This window comes from Streptomyces sp. NPDC030245, assembly GCF_055572995.1.
Genome location: NZ_JBVICF010000011.1, coordinates 133,357 through 153,260 on the forward strand (window position 1 = coordinate 133,357; position 19,904 = coordinate 153,260).

Here is a 19,904-nt window from a genome sequence, read left to right on the forward strand (position 1 = left end):
CCCCGCGGGGTCGGCTAGCCGAGCGCCTGCTGGAGGTCGGCGACGAGGTCGTCCGCCGACTCGATGCCCACCGAGAGGCGCACCAGGTCCGCGGGGACCTCCAGGGCCGAGCCGACCACCGAGGCGTGCGTCATGCGGCCGGGGTGCTCGATCAGCGACTCGACGCCGCCCAGGGACTCGCCCAGGGTGAACAGCTTCGCGCGGTTGCAGACCTCGACCGCCGCCTCCTCGCCGCCCTCGACCCGGAACGACACCATGCCGCCGAAGGACCGCATCTGCTTGGCGGCGATCTCGTGGCCGGGGTGCTCCGGAAGGCCCGGGTAGAGGACGCTGCTCACGCGCGCGTGCCGGGTCAGCATCTCGGTGACCTTGGTGGCGTTCTCGCTGTGCCGGTCCATGCGCACCGCGAGGGTCTTGATGCCACGCAGCACCAGCCAGGCGTCGAAGGGGCCCGCGACGGCACCCATCGCGTTCTGGTGGTACGCCAGCTCCTCGCCCAGGGCCGCGTCGCTGACGACCAGCGCGCCGCCGACGACGTCCGAGTGGCCGCCCATGTACTTCGTCATGGAGTGCACGACGACGTCCGCGCCGAGCGCCAGCGGCTGCTGGAGGTAGGGGCTCGCGAAGGTGTTGTCGACGACGAGGCGCACCCCGGCCTCGCGGGCGATCTGCGCGACCGCGGCGATGTCGGTGATGCCGAGCAGCGGGTTGGAGGGGGTCTCCACCCAGATCGCCTTCGTGCGGTCGGTCAGCGCGGCGCGCACGGCCTCCGGGTCGGAGGTGTCGGCCACCGACCAGTTCACGCCCCACCGCGAGACGACCTTGTCGAAGAGGCGGAAGGTGCCGCCGTACGCGTCGTTGGGGATGACGACGTGGTCGCCGGGGCCGAGCAGCGTACGGAGAAGGCAGTCCTCGGCCGCGAGGCCGGACGCGAAGGCGAGTCCGCGGCTGCCGCCCTCCAGCGCGGCCAGGTTCTCCTCCAGGGCGGTCCTCGTGGGATTGGCGCTGCGGCTGTACTCGTAACCGCCGCGCAGGCCCCCGACGCCGTCCTGCTTGTAGGTCGAGACCTGGTAGATGGGCGGGACGACGGCGCCGGTGAGGGGGTCGGCGGTGTTGCCCGCGTGGATGGCCACGGTTTCGAAGCTCTGCGTGCTGTGCGAGTCACTCATGCGGCCTGAGCGTAGTGCGCGCGGGGGCCCTTCTGCCGGGTCGGTCCGGGTACGTCCCGGCAGGTTGGCCAATTGTCCGACCCGTCTGGTTCGCTTGTGTCATGGAGATTCTCTGGTTCCTGTTCGCGGTGGTCATGATCGGTGCGGTCCTGGGGCCCGTGCTGCTGCGCAGGCGCGGCGGAATCCGGCAGGTGGCCCCCGGCTCGCCGGACGCCGCGGACCCGGCGGACTACGGCTTCCTGCGCCAGGAGGAGCTGGACATCCGCATGCCGGGACCGGACGCCGACCTCCTCGAAGTGCTCGACCTCGTGCAGCGCACGCAGGAGTGGAAGGCCGCGTCGCAGCTCCTCGCCGGCACGGAGACGCACGGCGAGCGGTGCTGGCAGCGCGTGCAGGCCTTCGCGGGCGCGGCCTCGCTGGAGCTCCAGCGGCGGCCCGGCGGCGTGAGCGACAACCCGGGCGGGCAGTGGCTGCGGGTGTGGCGCGCCGAGGCGCCCAAGGACGCGGGCGGTGCCGCGGTGCACGCGGAGTTCCTCGTCCAGCAGGCGTGGCGCACTGCGGTGCAGGGGACGGACGAGTTCCGGATCATTCTGGAGGAGGCCAAGGAGGCGTGCGCGCAGGCGGCGCTGCTCGCCCCCGGCGACCCCGTTCCGTACATCATCGAGCTCTCCATCGCGCGCGGACTGGCGTATCCCCGCGAGGAGTTCGAGCAGCTGTGGCTGAAGATCCTGGACCGCGCGCCCGCGCACATGGGCGCGCACCTGGCGGCGCTGCACTACTGGTGCGAGAAGTGGCACGGCTCCCGTGACCTCGCCCAGGACTTCGCGGAGGCCGCGGCCGCCCGCGCGCCCCGCGGCTCCCTGCTCGCCGCGCTCCCCCTCTTCGCGGTGTACGAGCACCTGCCCGAGGTCAACCTGGTGCGCGGGTTCTACGAGAGCGAGGTCGTCACCAAGGCCGTCGAGGGCGCGCTGTTCGCGGTGCACTCCGCGCGCGCGGACGACCCGATGCTGGCGCACGTCCGCCACCTCCTGGTGTTCTTCCTGGTCCGCTCCGAGCGCTGGGCGGAGGCCATGAACCAGCTGGTGCACGTGGACGGCCACATCGGCGCGCTGCCCTGGACCCTGTCCGAGGACCCCGCATCGGACTACGCGGTGTACCGCGCCCTGGCCGTCGCGGGCTACGAGGCGAACGGCGGCAGTCCGGCGACGCTGCCGCACTGACGGCGCCGGAGCGGGCGGGCACCGACCGGAATGCCCCGCCCTCTCCGTACGTTCCACCCGGTAGACCCCTGTCACCCACGAGGAGACCGCATGATCTTCGGACGCACGCCCGAGCTCCCCACCGCCGAGCAGGCCCTCAAGGGCCGGGCCACCCCGGAATTCGAGGTCCCCTCCCGCCACACGGTCCTCGGCAACCCCCTGCTCGGCCCCTACCCCGAGGGCCTGGAGATCGCGGACTTCGGGCTCGGCTGCTTCTGGGGCGCGGAGCGCAAGTTCTGGCAGACCGAGGGCGTCTGGACGACGTACGTCGGCTACCAGGGCGGTTACACGGAGAACCCCTCCTACGAAGAGGTGTGCTCCGGCCTCACCGGCCACGCGGAGGTGGTCCGCGTCGTCTTCGACCCGGCCAAGGTCTCGTACGCCGAGCTCCTCAAGGTCTTCTGGGAGTCCCACAACCCCACGCAGGGCTTCCGCCAGGGCAACGACGTCGGTACGCAGTACCGCTCGGCGATCTACACGCACTCCCCCGTCCAGGAGGAGGCGGCGACCGCGTCCCTTGAGGCGTACCAGAAGGTCCTGACGGCCGCGGGCCACGGCACGATCACGACGACGGTCCTGCCGGCCGACACCCGCCCCTTCTGGCCGGCCGAGCCGTACCACCAGCAGTACCTGGACAAGAACCCCGACGGCTACTGCGGCATCGGCGGCACGGGAGCGGTCCTCGACGCGCCGTCGGAGACGAACTGGGGCCGCGCCTGCCCCACCGGCATCGCACCGGCCCCCAGCCAGCCCTGACCGGCTCCTTGAGCCCCGACCGGGACCGCCCCGCACGGACGGTCTCGTACCGCATGCTGAAGACCGCCTGGGGCATCGCCGTGGACCTCACGGCGAATGCCTCGCTGACAGCGGTCCCGCCCGCGCACGCGGAGCGTGTCGCCGCGCACGTGTGGCTGGACGTCTCCCCCGTCCTCACCCACCCGCCCACCGACCGCACGGGCCTGCGGCTCGCTCCGGAGGAGACGGCGTGGCTGCACCACGGCGTGACGCTGGCCGCCCCCGCGGTGGCGGCCAGGAACGCCCCTGCGCACACCACGGTCACCGTCCGCCACGTCTGGTTCCCGGAAACGGACTACCAGCCGGAGGGTCTCGCGGCGGCGGTGCTCAAGTGGCTCGAAGAGGAGTTCACCCTGCCTCGCCACGAGGTGGACGCCACCTTCGACCGCTCCGCCAACCGGTACGTGTACACCTGGTAAGACCGCCTCAGTCGTCGACCCCGAGGTCCCGTCGCATCACGCGGCGCAGGTCGGCGATGGCCGCGTCGTTCCCGGCCTCCAGCTCCGCGTAGGCCGCGCTGTCGGCTGTCGCGCCCTCCAGGAGGCGGTCCCGCGTGGTCCGCAGGGCGATGAAGGCGGACCTGGCCGCCTCGACGACATCCGCCGGGGCGATGATCGCCAGCTGGTGGCGGAGTTCATAGGCGCCCGACGCCAGGAACCGGTCACGGATCTCGCGCGCGTGCTCCTCACTGCCGGGCGTCGTGCCCGCCGTCCCCTGCGCGCACTCGTGCAGGGCCGTACGGACGCGGGAGAGCGCCGCGGTGTACTCCGCGTACAGCTGCCGCCGCGTCGCCGTCTCACGGTCCGCGCTCTCACGCCGCCATCGGGCCCGGTCGGCGAGGAGCGTCGCGCCGACGCCGATCACCGCGCCCAGCACCGTACTCACAGGCGATATCCACTCCACGAGGACACGACCCTAACGGTCCTCTCCGCGCCCCTCTGCCCTCAGCGAATCTGCCACCGGCCGAGATTTCTGACAGCGGCCGTGGCCGGGGGCAACAGTGAAGTCACGCCGCGGCGTTCGGAGTCGCGGGGATTTCTGGAGGTGCCATGACAGGGGTCGGCAGCGGGTGGGACGCGGTGGTGCGGCCGCGGGGTGAGGACGGGGACACCGCTCCGTCGCGGTTCGACGACCATCTCGCCGCGCAACTGCTCAACCAGCGGATCGTGTTCCTCGGGACGCAGGTCGACGAGGTCTCGGCCAACCGCGTCTGCGCGCAGATGCTGTTGCTGTCCGCGGAGGATCCGAAGACCGACATCAGTCTGTACATCAACAGTCCGGGCGGGTCCGTCACCGCCGGGCTCGCCATCTACGACACCATGCGGCTCATCCCGAACGACGTGGCGACCCTCGCCATGGGGTTCGCCGCCAGCATGGGCCAGTTCCTGCTCAGCGTCGGCACCGCCGGCAAGCGGTTCGCGCTGCCCAACGCGCGGATCATGATGCACCAGCCGTCCGCGGGCATCGGCGGCACCACCGCCGACATCGCCATCCAGGCGGAGAACCTGGAGTTCACGAAGCGGACCATCGAGCGGCTCACCGCCGAGCACACCGGGCAGAGCGAGGAGACGATCTCGCGGGACGGCGACCGGGACCGCTGGTTCACGGCCGAGCAGGCCAAGGAGTACGGAATGGTCGATCACGTGGTCACGTCACTGGAGGACGTGCGGCCCGCCGGGTCGAAGCGCCGCATCGGGCTCGGAATCTGAGGAGGGGGAGGAAACGATGAGCCAGTACACCATTCCCACCGTCGTCGAGCGCACTCCGCAGGGCGGCGAGCGGGCGTACGACGTCTACAGCCGGCTGCTCTCCGAGCGGATCATCTTCCTCGGGACGGAGATCGACGACGGCGTCGCCAACGTCGTCATCGCGCAGCTGCTGCACCTGGAGTCCTCCGCGCCGGACCGCGAGGTCGCCATCTACATCAACTCGCCCGGCGGATCCTTCACTTCGCTCATGGCCATCTACGACACCATGAGCTTCGTCTCCGCGCCGATCTCGACGTTCTGCGTCGGCCAGGCCGCGTCGACCGCCGCCGTGCTGCTCGCCGGCGGCGACGCGGGGCGGCGGTTCGTGCTCGACCACGCGCGCGTGCTGCTCGGTCAGCCCGCGAGCCGCGGCCGGCAGGGCACGGTGTCCGACCTCGCCCTGGAGGCGCAGGAGATGCTCCGGATCCGCTCGCAGGTCGAGGAGGTCCTCGCCCACCACACGCACCACGACGTCGCCACGCTCCGCGCCGACATGGACCGCGACAAGGTGTTCACGGCACAGGAGGCCGTCGCCTACGGGCTCGCGGACCAGGTGCTCAGCAGGCGGACCCTGCCGGCCGCCGCGGCCTGAGCGGCGGACGGCGGGAGCGGCGGCGTCACGCCGCCAGGCGCACCTCGCCCTGGACCGACGCCCTGGCCGGCCTCGCGCGGGGAAGGCCGGCCAGGCGCGTCTGGGCCAGCGAGAGCACGTCGGACAGGCCGAGGCCGAGTGCGTGGGCGGCGGCCGCGAGGACCTCGGAGGAGGCCTCCTTGCGGCCGCGCTCCACCTCGGAGAGGTAGGGCATGGAGATCCGGGCGGCGTCGGCCACGTCCTTGAGCGTGCGCTCCTGGGCCAGGCGCTCGGTGCGCAGGACGTCCCCGACGACGTCGCGCCACAGGGGCTCCTTGGCCTCCCCGGACCGGCCGCCCTGCTGTGCGGGGTTCGGCGCCGCCTTGAGCGGGCGCAGGTGGATGACGCGGGCTTCGTTCGCCTTCTGGCGCTCTTGGCTGCTCACTTCCTCAGCCTAGGAGCGATACGGGCGCGGGCGCAGCGTGCGGGGTTCCGCCGCCCGCGAAATCACTCGGCCCCGGACGTCCTCGCCGAGCCGGAGCCCACCGACGCCGCGTCCCGGCCCCAGCTGGCGAGCAGCCGCAGGCCCTGCGCCGACGCCGAGTCCGGCTCCGCGTGGTACATCAGGAGCGACTGGTCGCAGTCGTCCGGCAGCCGCAGCGTCTCGAACGACAGCGTCAGGTCGCCCACCAGCGGATGGCGCAGGCGCTTGACGCCGTGGCCCTTCTCGCGGACGTCGTGGGTGGCCCACAGGCCGCGGAACTCCTCGCTCTTGACGGAGAGTTCGCCGACCAGGGAGGACAGCTCCGGGTCGTTCGGATAGCAGCCCGCGTCCATGCGGAGGTAGCCGACGATGTCCGACGCCTTCTTGTCCCAGTCCACGAAGAGCTCGCGCGAGCGCGGGTCGAGGAAGCAGATGCGCGCCCAGTTGCGCTCGGCGGGGGCGAGCTCGCCCCAGTCGCCGAAGAGCGCCGCGGCGAGCGCGTTCCAGCCGAGGATGTCGGAGCGGCGGCCCACCACGTACGCGGGGACGGTCACGATGGTGTCGAGGAGTTGCTGGAGCGCGGGCCGCATGTGCTGCTGGCGCGCCGCCCGCTTCTTCTTGACGGTCTTCGGCTTCGCGAGGCGCGTCAGGTGGGCCTGCTCGGCGTCGGTCAGCCGCAGGGCGCGCCCGATGGCGTCGAGGACCTCGCCGGAGACGTTGCGGCCGTTGCCCTGTTCCAGGCGGGTGTAGTACGCGACGGAGACCCCGGCGAGCTGGGCCAGCTCCTCGCGGCGCAGGCCCGGCACCCTGCGGTGCCGTCCGAAGTTCGGCAGGCCGACGTCCTGGGGCTGAAGCCGCGCCCTGCGGGTGCGCAGGAACTCGCTCAGCTCGGCCCTGCTGTCCAGCGGCCGCGCCTCGGGGATCTCGTCCATGGGTCCAGTATCCAGGGTCGTACGTCCATGAGCCTGACCCCGCCAGTGGTAGGCACAGTGGTCGTAGGCAGAACGGGTGGCTGGGTGACGTCGCAGGTCAGTGACAGTGTCGAAGACATGACTGAGCAGATCACCACCGTTTCCGCCTACGCCGCTCCCGCCCCCGAGGCGCCCCTGGAGCGGACCACCGTGCCGCGCCGCGCCGTCGGCGAGACCGACGTCCTGATCGACATCAAGTACGCCGGGATCTGCCACTCGGACATCCACCAGGCCCGGGACGGCTGGGGCGAGGGCATCTACCCGATGGTGCCCGGCCACGAGATCGCCGGTGTCGTCACCGAGGTCGGTCCGGGTGTCACGAAGTTCTCCGTGGGCGACCGCGTCGGCGTCGGCTGCATGGTCGACTCCTGCCGCGAGTGCGAGAACTGCAAGGCGGGCCTGGAGCAGTACTGCGTGCGGGGCAACGTCCCGACGTACAACGGGATCGGCAAGGACGGCGAGCCGACCTACGGCGGCTACTCCACGCACATCGTCGTGGACGAGGCGTTCACCGTCCGCATCCCCGACGGGCTCTCCCTCGACGTGGCCGCGCCGCTGCTGTGCGCCGGCATCACCACGTACTCCCCGCTGCACCGCTGGCAGGCGGGCCCCGGCAAGAAGATCGCCGTCGTCGGTCTCGGCGGCCTCGGCCACATGGCCGTCAAGATCGCGCACGCCATGGGCGCCGAGGTCACCGTCCTCTCGCAGACCCTGCGCAAGAAGGACGACGGCTACAAGCTGGGCGCCGACCACTACTACGCGACCAGCGACGACGCCACGTTCGAGCAGCTCGCGGGCTCCTTCGACCTGATCCTCTCGACGGTCTCGGCGCCGCTGCCGCTGGACAAGTACCTGGGCCTGCTGCGCTCGCAGGGCGCCTTCGTGAACGTCGGCGCCCCGGAGGAGCCGGTCTCCCTGAACCTCTTCTCCGTCATCGGCGGCGGCAAGACCCTCGCCGGCTCCATGATCGGCGGCATTCAGGAGACCCAGGAGATGCTGGACTTCTGCGCTGCGCACGGGCTCGGCGCGGAGATCGAGCTGATCCGCGCCGACCAGATCAACGAGGCGTACGAGCGGGTCCTCACCAGCGACGTCCGCTACCGCTTCGTGATCGACACGGCGACGATCTAGCGCGCCCGCACGTGGCGTGAACTCGTCTCGGGCACGGGGCCTAGTCCGCAGGGCGCAGCGGACCGGGTCCCGTGGCCGATGCCGGCGCCGGGCGCCCGCTCCTAACGTGGTCCGTGTCACCGCCGCCGTCACCGTCGCGCGGCGGGGCTCCGGACCAAGAGGAGGTCGCACGATGTCGATCGAGCTGAACCACACCATCGTCGTCGCCGAGGACAGCAAGGCGTCCGCCCAGTTCCTCGCGGACATCCTGGGCCTTGAGGTGGGTCCTCAGTACGGCCCCTTCTTCCCGGTGGAGATCCCCAACGGCGTGACCCTCGACTTCTACGAGGGCGACGGCGGCCCGTTCGTGCCGCAGCACTACGCCTTCCTCGTCTCCGAGGCCGAGTTCGACGACATCTTCGGACGCATCAAGGAACGCGGGCTCCCCTACTGGGCCGACCCGTACCACCAGCGCGCCAACGAGATCAACACGAACGACGGCGGCCGCGGCGTCTACTGGGAGGACCCCAACGGCCACAACCTGGAGATCATCACCAGGCCCTACGGCAGCGGCTCCTGACCCAGGAAGTCGAGCACCGGCCCGGTCGCGACGTCCGCGAACTCCTCGAAGTAGGCGTGCCGGGCCCCGGGCACGAGCAGCGTCCCGGCGCCCGGGATGCGGGCGGCGAGCAGCGGGGCGTTGGCGGCCGGGTTGAACGTGTCGTCCGTGCCGTGGACGACGAGCGTCGGCGCCGTGATCCGCGGCAGCGCGTCCCAGGCGTCGTGCCGGGCGCTGGCCCGCAGATGGCGGCGGCGGGCGTACGCGGGCATGGTGGCGTCGCCCAGCGTGTGGAACTCCCGTCCCGGGCGGGCCCGTTCCTGTCCGGCGAGCCAGGCCGGTGTGTACATGAGCTCCAGGAGGGCGCGGCGCACGGCGTCCGGATCGGCCTGGGTCAGGGCCGCGCGGACCTCGGGGCCTCGCTCGACGCCGTGCGGGCCGCCGGGCGAGGTGCAGCCGAGGACGAGGCGGCCGACGCGGGCAGGGTGGTCGGCAGCGAGCCACTGGGCGATGCGCCCGCCCATGGACGTGCCGTACACGTGGGCGCGGGTGATGCCCGCGTGGTCGAGGACGGCGAGCACGTCGCGGGCGAAGTTCGGGGTGCTGTACGTGTCGGTGTCGGGGCGGTCGCTCTCGCCGGTGCCGCGGTGGTCGAGCACGACGGTGGTGAAGCGGGCGGCGAAGTCGTCCCGTACCGGGTCCCACCAGTGGTGGTTGTTGGACTGCCCGGCGATCAGCACCAGAGGATCGCCGGAGCCGTGCAGCCGGTAGTGGATGGCGGCGCCGTCGGCCGCCCGCGCGAAGGGCACGTGCGGTCACTTCTTCCGCAGGTCGGCGACGAGACGGAAGCGCTCCAGGACGAGGGGCGTCGTGTCGTCCACGGTGAAGCCGGGGTCGCCGAGCCCGGCCCGCACCTCGGCGCTGTGCCAGAACTCCTCGTGCCCCGCCCGCCATTGCGCCACGGTCTCGTACCCCTCCCCCTCGTCGACGGCGTGGGCGAGGTCCACGTCGCCGAGCGGCACGACGCGGACGTCCGTGATCTCGATGACGGCCACGGGTTGGTCGGCGGAGTCGACGACGGCGGCGCGCTCCCCGACGGCGGGCAGCGGTTCGCCGTCCCGCTCGTAGCCGGTGAGCAGCCCGGTCGTCGAGGTCTTGGACCCGTCGAGGATGGCGGCCACCAGCTGGTCGCGCAGCGGTCCCGGGTAGGCGAACTCGGCCTTGGGCAGCGGCTCCTGGCTGCCGCCGGTGCCGCGCCCGTGCTTCGTGATCTCCGTCATGGGGTCACAGTAGGCGCACCTGCGCCCCAGTCCCACAGGGCTTGGAGCACCGTCGCCAGTTCCTTGCCGTGCGGGGTGAGTTCATAGGTGACCGTGGAGGGCCAGCCCGGGGTGCGGGTGCGCAGGACCGCGCCCGCGGTGGCCAGTTGGGCCAGGCGTTCCGTCAGGACCTTGTCGGAGAGTTGCGGGAGCGCGGCGGCCAGTTCGCCGTACGCGTGGGTCTCGCGGCGCAGCAGCTCGCGGACGACGAGCGTGGTCCAGCGGCCGCGCAGGGCGGCGAGCGTGATCTCCACGGGGCAGTCGGGGCTCGGGGCGGTGACGTCGGCGAGGGCGTCGTCGGGCAGGCCGGGGCGGGCGCCGCTTACCGTTCGGTGAGTCACGAGGGGGCCTCCTACGGTGCTGCCATGACTTCCACGACGATATCCGCCCTGCCCGCCCTGCCCACCCGCCCCGAGGACGTCCCCGCCGCGTTCGCCGCGCGGTTCAACAGCGGCGACGCGCGGGCCGTGGGCGAGATGTACGAGGAGGGGGCCGCCTTCGTGCCCGAGTCGGGCGCCGCCGTGCACGGCCGCGCCCGGATCGCCGCAGCGAACGCGCCCTTCCTCGCCCTCGGCCTGCCGATCTCCGTGCGGCCCCGGCACGTGCACGTCTCGGGGGACGTCGCGCTGCTCGTCGTCGACTGGGAGATCGAGGGCGGGGACGTCCGCTCGACGGCCACGGACGTGGCACGGCGCGGCGCCGACGGGTTCTGGCGATACGTGATCGACAGTCCCTTCGGCGCCGCGCCGTCGGAGGCGGGGGCCTAGCGGCCCCGCGCCCCCGGGTGCGTTCCTACTTGCCGTAGTACGCGTTGTAGATCGACAGAGTCGACTTGTTGCCCTTCTTGTCCGCGATCTTGGCGTGGAACGAGATTCCCTTGTCCTTCGCCGGGTTCTTCACGTGGATCTTGCCGTTGGTGACCTTGACCTTCTCCCAGGTCTGACCGTAGTCGTACGAGACGTACGTGGTCAGGGACTTGAGGTTGGCGCCGGCCGCCGCGCCGAGGACCGTGACCGGCACGTACTGCTTCTTGTCGGCCTCCGCCCTGCTGCTCAGGTCGACCGCCGGGCTGAACCGCGCCGTGGAGACGGGGAGCTTCGCGCTCTCCACCTTCTTGGAGCGGAACGTGAAGCTCGCGTCGATGCGCGTGGAGGCCGCGGCCACCTTGACGCTGCGCTTCACCGACGTCGACAGCTTGTACTCGGCGTCGGCCGACGGCACCTTGAACGACTTCTCGCCGGTCAGCGGGTCGTCGTTCTCGCCGACCTGGGTGCCGTTGCGGGTCAGGGTGGTCTTCACCGACGTGTAGAGCGAGCCTCCGACGTGCGTCTTGCCGTCGGCGAACAGCGGGAGGGAGCCCGTGATCGCGTTGCCTTCGCGGCGGACACCGAAGTCACCGCCGATGCGCGGCCCGAACACGGCCGTGTTGAAGATCTTCTCGTAGCTGCCGCCCGCCTTGAAGGTCTGCGGGGCGCCCAGGCTGTAGGCGGCCTCGACCGTCGGCCAGCCCTCCGCGTCGTCCGGGCCGTTCTGCTCGAACTCCAGGCCCCACTTCACCTTGTCGCCGGTGGACACGTACAGCGTGCGGTTGGTCCGCAGCTTCTGCGCAACGGAGATGGACCAGCCGCCGCTGGTGTCGGGCAGCTCACCGAACGCGCGGACGGAACCCGTCTTGCCGCTCGTGGAGGCGCCGAGCCCGGCCTTGACCGTGGCCAGTTCGCTCGCCTTGTAGTGCTTGGTGTAACCGGTGGCGAGCTGCTTCACGGCCCCGCCGGCGATGGTGTTGTACTCGGCGTTGTCGCCCTTGGTCCAGACGGCCGCCCACTGCTGGCTGAGCTTGACGCCGGTCGGCGCGGCACCGACGGCGCCGGTACGGAAGTTCTTGTACTCGTCGAGCAGCCAGCCGAAGCTGCTGGACAGATCCGCGGTCTCGACCATGTAGTCGGGCGCGGCCAGCACACCCTTGACGTCGGTCGCGGGCACGGTGACGTCGACCGGCTTGGCGGTCCGCGCGTCGACCGTCACCGTGGTGTTCTTGGTGATGTCGAGCTTCGGCTGGGCGAGCCAGTCGATGCCCTTGCCGAGGTCCTCCAGGTCGACCGCGACGTTCGAGTCGAGGATGTAGCTGCCCTTGGGCACCCGCACCTTGACGGTGCCGGACGGGTCGTACGGCGACACGTCCGTGCCCACGGCCTTGCCGAGGATGCCCTGGAGGGAGGCGGAGTAGTGCTTCGTCGGCTGTCCGTCACGCCCGATGTGCTTCAGCGTGAGGTCGTACGACTCCACTTCGCGGTCGACCGCGGCGGCGGTGCGCACGGACTGGCCGCCGCCGTTCGCCACGACGTACGCGGAGTAGGCGCCGTCCACCGTGCCGCCGAGCTTGGTGTCGGCGGTCAGGTCGACGGAGGCGGTGCCGCCCGCGGGGACGGTGACCTTCTTCGCGCCGAGGGCGAAGAACCCGGCGGGGGCCGGACGGCCCTTCGGGTCGGTGGCGGTCACCGTGAGGTCCAGGGTGACGGCGTCCTTGCCGAGGTTCTTGTACGTCACCTTCTTGGTGACCGGCTTGTCGTCGGTGTGCGGCCACTGCTGCGTACCGAGGTTCACCGACACCGGATCGGCGATCACGGTCTGCTTGAGCGCCTTGTCGACGGCGATACGGCCCGAACCCTGCTGGAACGGCGTGTACTTGCCGCCCTTGGTGGAGCCGGTGAGCGCGCCCTTCAGCTCGGGCTGCTTCCACTCCGGGTGCTGCTGCTTGAGCAGGGCGGCGGCGCCCGCGACGTGCGGGGCGGCCATCGACGTACCGGAGATCGTCAGATAGCCCTCCGGGCTCTGGCCGACCTCCTTCTCGATGACGGAGCCGGGCGCGGCGGCGGCCGTGATGTCCACGCCGGGCGCGGTCACGTCGGGCTTGATCGCACCGTCGCCGACCCGCGGGCCCTGGCTGGAGAAGTCCGCCAGCTTGTCGTTGTCGTCGACCGCGCCGACGGTCAGCGCGGCGTCCGCGCTGCCGGGCGAACCGACGGAGCCGGGCTCGCCCGCGTTGCCCGCCGAGATGGCGAAGAGGATGCCCTTTTCCTTGGAGAGCTTGTCGACCTGCGCTTCGAGCGGGTCGACGCCGGGGGCGTCGCCGCCACCGAGGCTGAGGTTGACGACGTCGGCGCCCTCCGCGGCCGCCCAGTCCATGGCGGCGATGATGCCGGAGTCCTCGCCGTAGCCGTCGTCGCCGAGGACCTTGCCGTTGAGGAGCTTCGCGCCGGGGGCGACGCCCTTGAGCTTGCCGCCGGACTTGGCGCCCGTGCCGGCCGCGGTGGACGCGACGTGCGTGCCGTGGCCGTAGCGGTCCTTGGCGTCGGGCGACTCCGTGAAGTTCTTCTCGGCGACGACCTGGTCCTTGAGGTCCGGGTGCGTGGCGTCGACGCCCGTGTCGAGCACGGCGATCTTGACGCCCTTGCCGTCGTACCCGGCAGCCCACGCCTTGTCGGCGCCGATCTGCTTGACGCTCTTGTCGAGCGTGGCCTTGCGGACGCCGTCCAGCCAGACGTGGCTGATGCCGGACGCCGCGGTGCGGGCGCCGTCCTTGCCGCTGGTGAGCGCGGCCCACAGGTCGCCCGCGTCCTGCTTGGGCGTGCTGACGGCGTCGGCGTTGAGCGCCTTCAGGGTCCTGCGGACGGTGGTGTCACCGGCGTCGCGGACCTCGGCCTTGGCGGCGGTGGCGGCTCCCTTGTAGCCGACGATGACCTTGAGGGCCTTCTTCTGCGCCGCGCGGTTGCGCTTCTTGTTCAGCTCCGTGACGTCGAACAGCCGCTGGTCGACCGTGCCGTCGGCGATCAGGCGCTGCGCGTCGGCGGGTATCAGCAGCGTGTGCCCGCCGGTGCGCCGCACCTGGACGGGTATGTGCTCGCGCCCCTTGGCGCGCTCCAGTCCGACGACGCGGCCCTCGGCGTCGAGGACGGCCCGGTCACCGGTGATCAGCGTGACACGGTCCTTGCCCGCGGCCTTGCCGAGGGACCCCTCCGCCCCGGCCGTCTGTCCCGCGGATGCCGGTGCCGCGGCCGCGGGGCTGGTCATGCCCGCCGCGAGGGCCACGGCGACCGCCGCGGCGATACTGGCTCCGCACGCTCTTTTCACTTGTCTGTGCAAGTCTCCCCCTGGAGGTTAAGGGGCTGCGGCCCCTGGAGGTCGAAGTATGCCGAGGGGCGAACACCTGCTCAATAGTGGGGCTGGGGTGCGGAGTTGATGCTGTCCGAAATTGGTGTGCCTTAAGGGCAATTGGCCGGATCAAGCCAATTGCGGAACGCTCGCCACCGCGTTCGGGTGATGTGCTCGGGGCCGCGGTTGCCGCGCACCCCCGCAGTGGAACGACAAAAGCCATGATCCCGACGATCTCGACGCGACCTTTGCGCCCGCGCGGCGCGATCCGGCTGGCCTGCCTCTGTGCCGCCCTCTCCCTGACCACGGCCGCGTCGGCCGAGCCGCACCCGGCGGGCCGGCACCCCGCCGCGGACGGGTCGGGCGTACTGAGGGAGCGCACCGTCGGCCTCGACCCCGCCGCCTACCGGTGGCTGTGCGCCTCCGGCGCCTTCGGCCGCCCCGCCGAGCACGATCTCGGTCTCTTCTCCGGCATGCGGGTCACCCTCGTCCAGGAAGGCCGCGAAGTGGACGGGGACACCGTCACGTGGACCGGCCACGTCAAGGGGGCGCCGGAGCAGCGGGCGGTGATCGCGGTGAGCGGGGTGTGCGGGCGCCCCGACGGGACACGGCCGAAGACGCACCCCGGCGCCCGGACCGCCCGGAGCACCGCTCCCGCCGTCGACGCCCTGGTCGACCTGGGGACCCGCACGTACCACGTCACCACCCTGCCGGGAGAGCCGGAGGGGCCGCGCGAGCCGGGAACACCGGGAGAGCCGGGCGAGCGCCCGCGGCTGCGCATCACGGAGGAGGACCCGCGGGCGCGCCGGAGCCCCGCACCCGACGACACCCCCCACCACGAGGGGGCCGCCCGCGAGCTGCACGACTCCCTGGAGGACCGCGCCCCGGCCGACCCCGCGGCCCCCGTCGTCATCGACGTCCTGGCCGGGCACACACCGGCCGCGGTGCGGCGCGTGGGCGGGGAGCAGGCGATGGCGACCCGCCTGGGGATGGCCGAGTCCTACATGAACCAGGCCCTCGCCGACAGCGGTGTGGCCGCCAGGGTCGATCTTGTCGCCAGGTACGACACCGGTTACCTGGGCGACCAGACGGCCGACCTCATGCTCGACAAGCTCTCCGACCCCACGGACGCCGACCTGGGCGCGACCGCGCACCGCCACCGGAAGCGGCTCGGCGTCGACCTGGTCACCGTCGTCAACGACGTGCCCGACGGCTCTTCGGGCCAGGCCAGCCTCCCCACCCGGGGCCGCATGGACAGCGCTCTCGCCTTCTCCGCCGTCGACGTCCAGTCCCTGGTCAAGTGGTACAACCTCGGGCACGAGCTCGGGCACAACCTCGGTCTGTTCCACGACCGCGCCACCCTCGCCCTGCACGCGTCCCCCGAGGCCTACCGCCCGCTGCTGAACTCCCCGAGCGGCACCGGCTGGATCACCCCGCGCCGCGACCACCACTCCCTGATGGCCTACGCGCGCAGCTGTGGCGGCCCCTGCCGCCCCGTCAACCAGTACTCGAACCCGCGGGCCACCGTCGCCGGCCAGCCCCTGGGCGACGAGGAGAACGACAACGCCTCCCTGGCCCGCAGGACCGCACCGATCGTCGCGGGATACCGCACGCCGACAGCGGCCCGCACCCGGCACCCGCTCACGCTGGAGGCGGCTGCGAACGGCGCGGTCCGCCCGGCCGTCCACGGCCCCTACGCTCCCGGGACCACCGTCGGCCTCACCGCGCTGCCCGCCGCCGGACACCGTGTCGCCGCCTGGGTCGTCGACGGGCGGCGACACGACATCACCGAGGAGAACGTGACGCTGACGATGGACCGCCCGCACACCGTGAGCGCGGTCTTCGTCCCGGCGTGATTCGTCCCGGCCTGCTTCGTTCCGGCCTGATGCGTTCCGTCCCGATCAGACGGCGGAGCCGGCCTTCCACTGCGCCCAGTCCATGTTCCAGCCGTTGAGGCCGTTGTCCGGGGCGATGGTCTTGTCGCCGGTGTTGCGGACGTCGACGACGTCACCGGTGATGCTGTTCTCGTAGAACCAGGAGCCCGGGGTGCTCTTGTCGTTGGCTCCCTTGGCGTCCCGCAGGCCGATGCAGCCGTGACTGGTGTTGGCGCTGCCGAAGATGGAGGGCGAGCCCCAGTAGTTGCCGTGGATGAAGGTGCCGGAGCTCGACAGGCGCATGGCGTGCGGCACGTCCTTGATGTCGTACTCGCCCTTGCCGTCGCCGTCCTTGAAGCCGACGGTCGCGCCGTCCATGCGGGTCTCCTTGAACTTCTCGGAGATCACCATCTTGCCGTTGTACGTCTTGTTCTCGGGCGAGCCCGCGGAGATCGGGATGGACTTCACGACCTTGCCGTCCCGCGTGACCTTCATCGTCTTGGTCTTGGCGTCGACGATGGAGACCTGATTGCGCCCGATCTTGAACTGGACGGTCTTCTGCTGCACTCCGTAGACACCGTCGGCACCCTCGACGCCGTCGAGCTTCAGCTTCAGGGTGACGGTGGAGTTGCCCTTCCAGTAGTTCTCGGGGCGGAAGTCCAGGCGGTTCGCGCCGAACCAGTGGCCGACGATCTCCTGGCCGCTGTCGGACGACACCTCGACCGCGGACTGGACCGCCTTCTTGTTGGTGATCGCCTTGTCGAAGTTGAGCGACACGGGCATGCCGACGCCGACCGTGGAGCCGTCCTCGGGCGTGAAGTTCCCGATGAAGCTGTTGGCCTTCGAGACGGTCGTGAACGCCGAGTTCTCGTGCGCCTTGCGGCCCTCGGAGTCCTGGGCGGTCGCCGAGATCTTGTACTTCGTGGCGCGTTCGAGCTGGCCGCTCGGCTTCCAGCTCTTCTTGTCCGCGGATATCCGGCCCTGGACGGCGGCGCCGCCGTCGGCGGGCTTCATGGTCACGGCCGTCAGCGTGCCGTCGGTGACCGTGACCTTGGCGGCGCTGTTGATGCTGGCGTTGTCGGAGCCGTTCTTCGGCGCGATGTCGATCCGGGCGGCGGAGGTCTTCTTGGCCGCCGCCTCGTCGACCTGGTTCTGCGACTCCTTGCCGCCCGAGGCCTTGTCGCCGTCGTCGCTGCTGCACGCCGAGAGCACGAGCACGCCGCCCATCAGGGCGGACACGGCCGCGACGCTCCTGCGTCCGCGTCCGAGCCTACGAGGCCCACTGTCCGTCATCACACGCATCTCCAAAGTTGCCGAATCCCCGAAGTCAACCCCGAGAGTCCCGGGAGTCCCCCGTAACCCCGCATAACGTCCTGCCCGGTTCGTCCCGTTCCACATCTGCGGGGAATGTGGGGAACACCACGTCCGCGGTGCTGGACTGGCGGCACCGGATCCCTCCTGCCGATCATCGTGCAGGCTGAGACGACGGAACCCCGGGCGGCGGTTGCTGCCCGGGGTTCCCGATTCCGGATCCTTCAATCCGGATCCGGCCTGCCGCTCATGCGCCGCCGCTCACGCGCCGCCGCTCACGCCCTACAGCTCGTCGTCCTCTTCGTCATCATCCTCGTCCGGGTCCCAGTCCGGCGCGTCAGGGTCGTAGTCGATCAGCTCGCTGCTCCAGGAGGCCCGGGTGAGCTCGGTCCCCGGCACCTGGCTGACCATGTCGAAGGGGTCCACGAGGTAGGCGAGCGCCTCGGCGACGTCCTCCCGGACGGCGGTCTCGGCGTGCGTCCGCTCCTCGGCCGGCATGTGGGCGTCCTCGGCGATGCGGCCGAGGGCGGCGCCGGTCAGCTTCTCGGCGTCGCCGACCTCGACCACCATTTCGACGCGCAGCCGTACAAACCGTGATGTCTCGTCTCCACTCATACGACGGAGCGTACGGCCCCCGCGGCTCGCGACTTTCCCGCGACCCGCACCTTTCATTAGCATCGCCCCACACGGCCAATTCGCCAGCGCCACAAGGGGGATCCGATTCCGTGTCCGCACGCCGATCGTTGCTGACCACCGCCGCCGCGGGAGCCCTCCTCGGCGCCCTGTGCTTCGTCCCCTCCGCGAACGCGACCTCCCCCGCGACACCCGACGCCCCCCGGGACGCCCGTCCCGCCACGTCGTCCGCGACCGCGGCCTCCTCCCACCACGGGACCACCACCACGGCCTCGGCCCCCCTGACCGGGACGGACGGCGTGGACAAGACTCCGTACCTGGTGGGCGGCGCGGCGTTCCTGAGCCTGGGGGCGGGCTTCGTGGTCTTCTCCGTACGCAGGGAGAGGTCTGCGCACGGGGGCGACGCGGCCTGCTGAGGCCGGGGCCGACGCCACGGCCACGGCTGCTCGTCACGGCCACGGTTGCTCGCCACGGCCACGGCTACTGTGCGCGGCATGAGCACTTCATACGCGTATGCCGATGACGTCGAGGTCGCGACCGCCGGGGCACGTGCCGGGGCGGACGTGGTGCGCGCCCTGTACGGGCAACGGCTCGACCGGTTCGACAAGGGGGCCGGGGACTTCGCCACCGCCGCCGACGTGGCGGCCGAGAAGGCGATAACCGACGTCATCCGTGCCGCCCGGCCCGAGGACTCGCTGCTCGGCGAGGAGGGCGGGCAGCGGGGCGCGGCGGACGCCGCCCGCCAGTGGCTGGTGGACCCCCTGTGCGGGACGCTGAACTACGCCGTCGGCACCATGCTCGTGGCCGTCAACGTCGCGCTGCGCGACGGGGCCGCGGCGGTGGCCGACCCGTTCAGCGGCGAGGTCTTCCGCACCGACGGGAACACGGCCTGGGTCCGGCACGAGGGGGTCGACACCCCGCTGTCGCCCACGGCGGCGACCCGCCTGGTGGACGTCAACCTGGATCCGCCGTTCCCGAGCGCCCCCGGGTTCCGTGCCGTGGAGCTGCTGGCGCACCCCGGCTTCGTCGCCGGGTTCCGGCCGCGGGTCGTGTCCACGACGCTGGCCCTGGCCTGGGTCGCGGCCGGCCGGCGCGCCGCGTACGTCACCGACGGCGGCGACCTCTCGCGGAGCGTGCACTTCGCGGCGGGCATCGCCCTGTGCCGGGCGGCGGGCTGCGTGGTCACCGGCATCGACGGCGCCCCGCTCGGCCCCGGCGGCCGCGGCCTCCTGGCGGCGGCGGACCCCGAGACCCACGGCCAGCTGCTGTCGATGATCGGCGGCCGCCCCTGACATGATCCACGTCCCGGGGATACCGTCGCCCCGTGGCACATGACGCACCCTGGGACATCCTGCTGATCGGCGGCGCCTCCGGCGTCGGCAAGAGCCGGCTGGCAGCCCGGCTCGCCTCACTGCGCACCGCCTTCGTCGTCGAGTTCGACGACGTCGTCGAGGCCGTGCAGGCGATCACCACCGCCGAACAGCACCCCGGGCTGCACCACTTCGACGAGGTCGGCGACGCCGCGGCCCTCGGCGCCGACCGCGTACTCGACCTTCAGATCGCCACCGCCCGCGCCCTGGAACCGGCCGTCCTCGGCGTCGTGCGCAACCGCCTCACGGTCGACGTGCCCGCCGTGGTCGAGGGCGACTACCTCACTCCGGCCGTCGCCGCGCGGGCCGTCCGCGAGGGGAGCGCCACGGGCCGGCGCGTGCGGGCCGTGTTCGTGCACGAGGGCGACCCGGAGCGGATCGCCCTCAACTACGCCTCGCGGGAGCCGGAGCACGGGGTCCAGAGGGAGCGTGCCGAGGTCAGCGCGGCGTACTCACGCCGGCTGAGCCACGAGGCCGCCCTGCACTGTCTGCCCGTGGTCGACGCCCGCCCCTGGGACACCCTCGCGTCCCGTGTCCAGCGGGTGCTCGCGGAAGAGGGGGCCGGCGCCCTCAAGTGAC

The 19,904-nt window shown here is 71.8% G+C and carries 22 protein-coding genes; 12 read left to right on the forward strand and 10 right to left on the reverse strand.

Annotated elements, in window-relative coordinates; genetic code table 11:
• Positions 1-14: 14 nt before the first annotated feature.
• Entirely contained in the window at positions 15-1,169 is a 1,155-nt protein-coding gene (locus tag ACZ4Z4_RS27950; protein WP_468333030.1) for a cystathionine gamma-synthase, read from the reverse strand.
• Between the two features lie 101 nt (positions 1,170-1,270).
• Between ACZ4Z4_RS27950 and ACZ4Z4_RS27955 the strand changes: the two genes are divergently transcribed.
• The 3 genes from ACZ4Z4_RS27955 (at position 1,271) to ACZ4Z4_RS27965 (ending at position 3,642) form a co-directional block, all read left to right on the forward strand.
• Positions 1,271-2,389, forward strand: coding sequence for a hypothetical protein (locus ACZ4Z4_RS27955; RefSeq protein ID WP_468333033.1), 1,119 nt, complete (start codon positions 1,271-1,273; stop codon positions 2,387-2,389).
• A gap of 90 nt (positions 2,390-2,479) precedes the next feature.
• Positions 2,480-3,184, forward strand: coding sequence for a peptide-methionine (S)-S-oxide reductase MsrA (gene msrA / locus ACZ4Z4_RS27960; protein WP_468333036.1), 705 nt, complete (start codon positions 2,480-2,482; stop codon positions 3,182-3,184).
• A gap of 53 nt (positions 3,185-3,237) precedes the next feature.
• Positions 3,238-3,642, forward strand: a complete 405-nt coding sequence (locus ACZ4Z4_RS27965; RefSeq protein WP_468333039.1) for a hypothetical protein — start codon at positions 3,238-3,240, stop codon at positions 3,640-3,642.
• Positions 3,643-3,649: 7 nt separating this feature from the next.
• Here ACZ4Z4_RS27965 and ACZ4Z4_RS27970 read toward each other — a convergent pair whose 3' ends face one another.
• Positions 3,650-4,108 carry a hypothetical protein gene (locus ACZ4Z4_RS27970; RefSeq protein ID WP_468333042.1) on the reverse strand — a complete coding sequence of 153 codons (459 nt, stop codon included), beginning with the start codon at positions 4,106-4,108 and terminating at the stop codon, positions 3,650-3,652.
• A gap of 164 nt (positions 4,109-4,272) precedes the next feature.
• On the opposite strand from ACZ4Z4_RS27970, the gene ACZ4Z4_RS27975 reads away from it, so the two are divergent.
• Entirely contained in the window at positions 4,273-4,932 is a 660-nt protein-coding gene (locus tag ACZ4Z4_RS27975; protein ID WP_468333045.1) for a ClpP family protease, read from the forward strand.
• A 16-nt stretch (positions 4,933-4,948) separates the two neighbouring features.
• Entirely contained in the window at positions 4,949-5,563 is a 615-nt protein-coding gene (locus ACZ4Z4_RS27980; protein WP_468333048.1) for a ClpP family protease, read from the forward strand.
• Between the two features lie 25 nt (positions 5,564-5,588).
• Here ACZ4Z4_RS27980 and ACZ4Z4_RS27985 read toward each other — a convergent pair whose 3' ends face one another.
• The gene (locus tag ACZ4Z4_RS27985; protein WP_468333051.1) at positions 5,589-5,987 is read right to left on the reverse strand and encodes a helix-turn-helix domain-containing protein; all 399 of its coding nucleotides are present in this window, start codon (positions 5,985-5,987) and stop codon (positions 5,589-5,591) included.
• 62 nt (positions 5,988-6,049) lie between these two features.
• The gene (locus ACZ4Z4_RS27990; RefSeq protein WP_468333054.1) at positions 6,050-6,958 is read right to left on the reverse strand and encodes a helix-turn-helix domain-containing protein; all 909 of its coding nucleotides are present in this window, start codon (positions 6,956-6,958) and stop codon (positions 6,050-6,052) included.
• A gap of 117 nt (positions 6,959-7,075) precedes the next feature.
• Here ACZ4Z4_RS27990 and ACZ4Z4_RS27995 point away from each other — a divergent pair, with 117 nt between their 5' ends.
• Together ACZ4Z4_RS27995 and ACZ4Z4_RS28000 are read left to right on the forward strand one after the other, a co-directional pair.
• Complete coding sequence (locus tag ACZ4Z4_RS27995; protein ID WP_468333057.1) at positions 7,076-8,128, forward strand: NAD(P)-dependent alcohol dehydrogenase; 1,053 nt, start codon at positions 7,076-7,078, stop codon at positions 8,126-8,128.
• Positions 8,129-8,300: 172 nt separating this feature from the next.
• Positions 8,301-8,687: a VOC family protein gene (locus ACZ4Z4_RS28000; protein ID WP_468333060.1), complete on the forward strand. Its 387-nt coding sequence runs from the start codon at positions 8,301-8,303 to the stop codon at positions 8,685-8,687.
• Here the strand turns inward: ACZ4Z4_RS28000 and ACZ4Z4_RS28005 are convergent.
• The 3 genes from ACZ4Z4_RS28005 to ACZ4Z4_RS28015 are packed head-to-tail and all read right to left on the reverse strand — an operon-like array spanning position 8,669 to position 10,326.
• Positions 8,669-9,475: an alpha/beta fold hydrolase gene (locus tag ACZ4Z4_RS28005; protein ID WP_468333063.1), complete on the reverse strand. Its 807-nt coding sequence runs from the start codon at positions 9,473-9,475 to the stop codon at positions 8,669-8,671. The genes ACZ4Z4_RS28000 and ACZ4Z4_RS28005 overlap by 19 nt on opposite strands.
• Before the next feature lie 6 nt (positions 9,476-9,481).
• Positions 9,482-9,946, reverse strand: a complete 465-nt coding sequence (locus tag ACZ4Z4_RS28010; protein WP_468333065.1) for an ASCH domain-containing protein — start codon at positions 9,944-9,946, stop codon at positions 9,482-9,484.
• Positions 9,943-10,326 (reverse strand): winged helix-turn-helix transcriptional regulator, encoded by a 384-nt coding sequence (locus ACZ4Z4_RS28015; RefSeq protein ID WP_468333067.1) that lies wholly within the window; start codon positions 10,324-10,326, stop codon positions 9,943-9,945. Before ACZ4Z4_RS28015 ends, ACZ4Z4_RS28010 begins: the two co-directional genes overlap by 4 nt.
• Positions 10,327-10,350: 24 nt before the next feature.
• Here ACZ4Z4_RS28015 and ACZ4Z4_RS28020 point away from each other — a divergent pair, with 24 nt between their 5' ends.
• Positions 10,351-10,752: a YybH family protein gene (locus ACZ4Z4_RS28020; RefSeq protein ID WP_468333070.1), complete on the forward strand. Its 402-nt coding sequence runs from the start codon at positions 10,351-10,353 to the stop codon at positions 10,750-10,752.
• Between the two features lie 25 nt (positions 10,753-10,777).
• Here the strand turns inward: ACZ4Z4_RS28020 and ACZ4Z4_RS28025 are convergent, their stop codons facing one another.
• On the reverse strand, positions 10,778-14,116 hold the full coding sequence (locus tag ACZ4Z4_RS28025; RefSeq protein ID WP_468333073.1) for a S8 family peptidase: 3,339 nt from the start codon (positions 14,114-14,116) through the stop codon (positions 10,778-10,780).
• 242 nt (positions 14,117-14,358) lie between these two features.
• Between ACZ4Z4_RS28025 and ACZ4Z4_RS28030 the strand changes: the two genes are divergently transcribed.
• Positions 14,359-15,993: an InlB B-repeat-containing protein gene (locus tag ACZ4Z4_RS28030; RefSeq protein WP_468333076.1), complete on the forward strand. Its 1,635-nt coding sequence runs from the start codon at positions 14,359-14,361 to the stop codon at positions 15,991-15,993.
• A gap of 45 nt (positions 15,994-16,038) precedes the next feature.
• Here ACZ4Z4_RS28030 and ACZ4Z4_RS28035 read toward each other — a convergent pair whose 3' ends face one another.
• On the reverse strand, positions 16,039-17,304 hold the full coding sequence (locus ACZ4Z4_RS28035; protein WP_468333079.1) for a L,D-transpeptidase: 1,266 nt from the start codon (positions 17,302-17,304) through the stop codon (positions 16,039-16,041).
• Positions 17,305-17,604: 300 nt separating this feature from the next.
• Positions 17,605-17,937, reverse strand: coding sequence for a hypothetical protein (locus ACZ4Z4_RS28040; RefSeq protein WP_468333082.1), 333 nt, complete (start codon positions 17,935-17,937; stop codon positions 17,605-17,607).
• A gap of 110 nt (positions 17,938-18,047) precedes the next feature.
• On the opposite strand from ACZ4Z4_RS28040, the gene ACZ4Z4_RS28045 reads away from it, so the two are divergent.
• From ACZ4Z4_RS28045 to ACZ4Z4_RS28055, 3 genes are all read left to right on the forward strand, one after another.
• Complete coding sequence (locus ACZ4Z4_RS28045; RefSeq protein ID WP_468333085.1) at positions 18,048-18,371, forward strand: hypothetical protein; 324 nt, start codon at positions 18,048-18,050, stop codon at positions 18,369-18,371.
• 78 nt (positions 18,372-18,449) lie between these two features.
• The gene (locus tag ACZ4Z4_RS28050; RefSeq protein ID WP_468333088.1) at positions 18,450-19,247 is read left to right on the forward strand and encodes an inositol monophosphatase family protein; all 798 of its coding nucleotides are present in this window, start codon (positions 18,450-18,452) and stop codon (positions 19,245-19,247) included.
• A gap of 32 nt (positions 19,248-19,279) precedes the next feature.
• Positions 19,280-19,903 (forward strand): AAA family ATPase, encoded by a 624-nt coding sequence (locus ACZ4Z4_RS28055; protein WP_468333091.1) that lies wholly within the window; start codon positions 19,280-19,282, stop codon positions 19,901-19,903.
• Position 19,904: the final 1 nt, after the last annotated feature.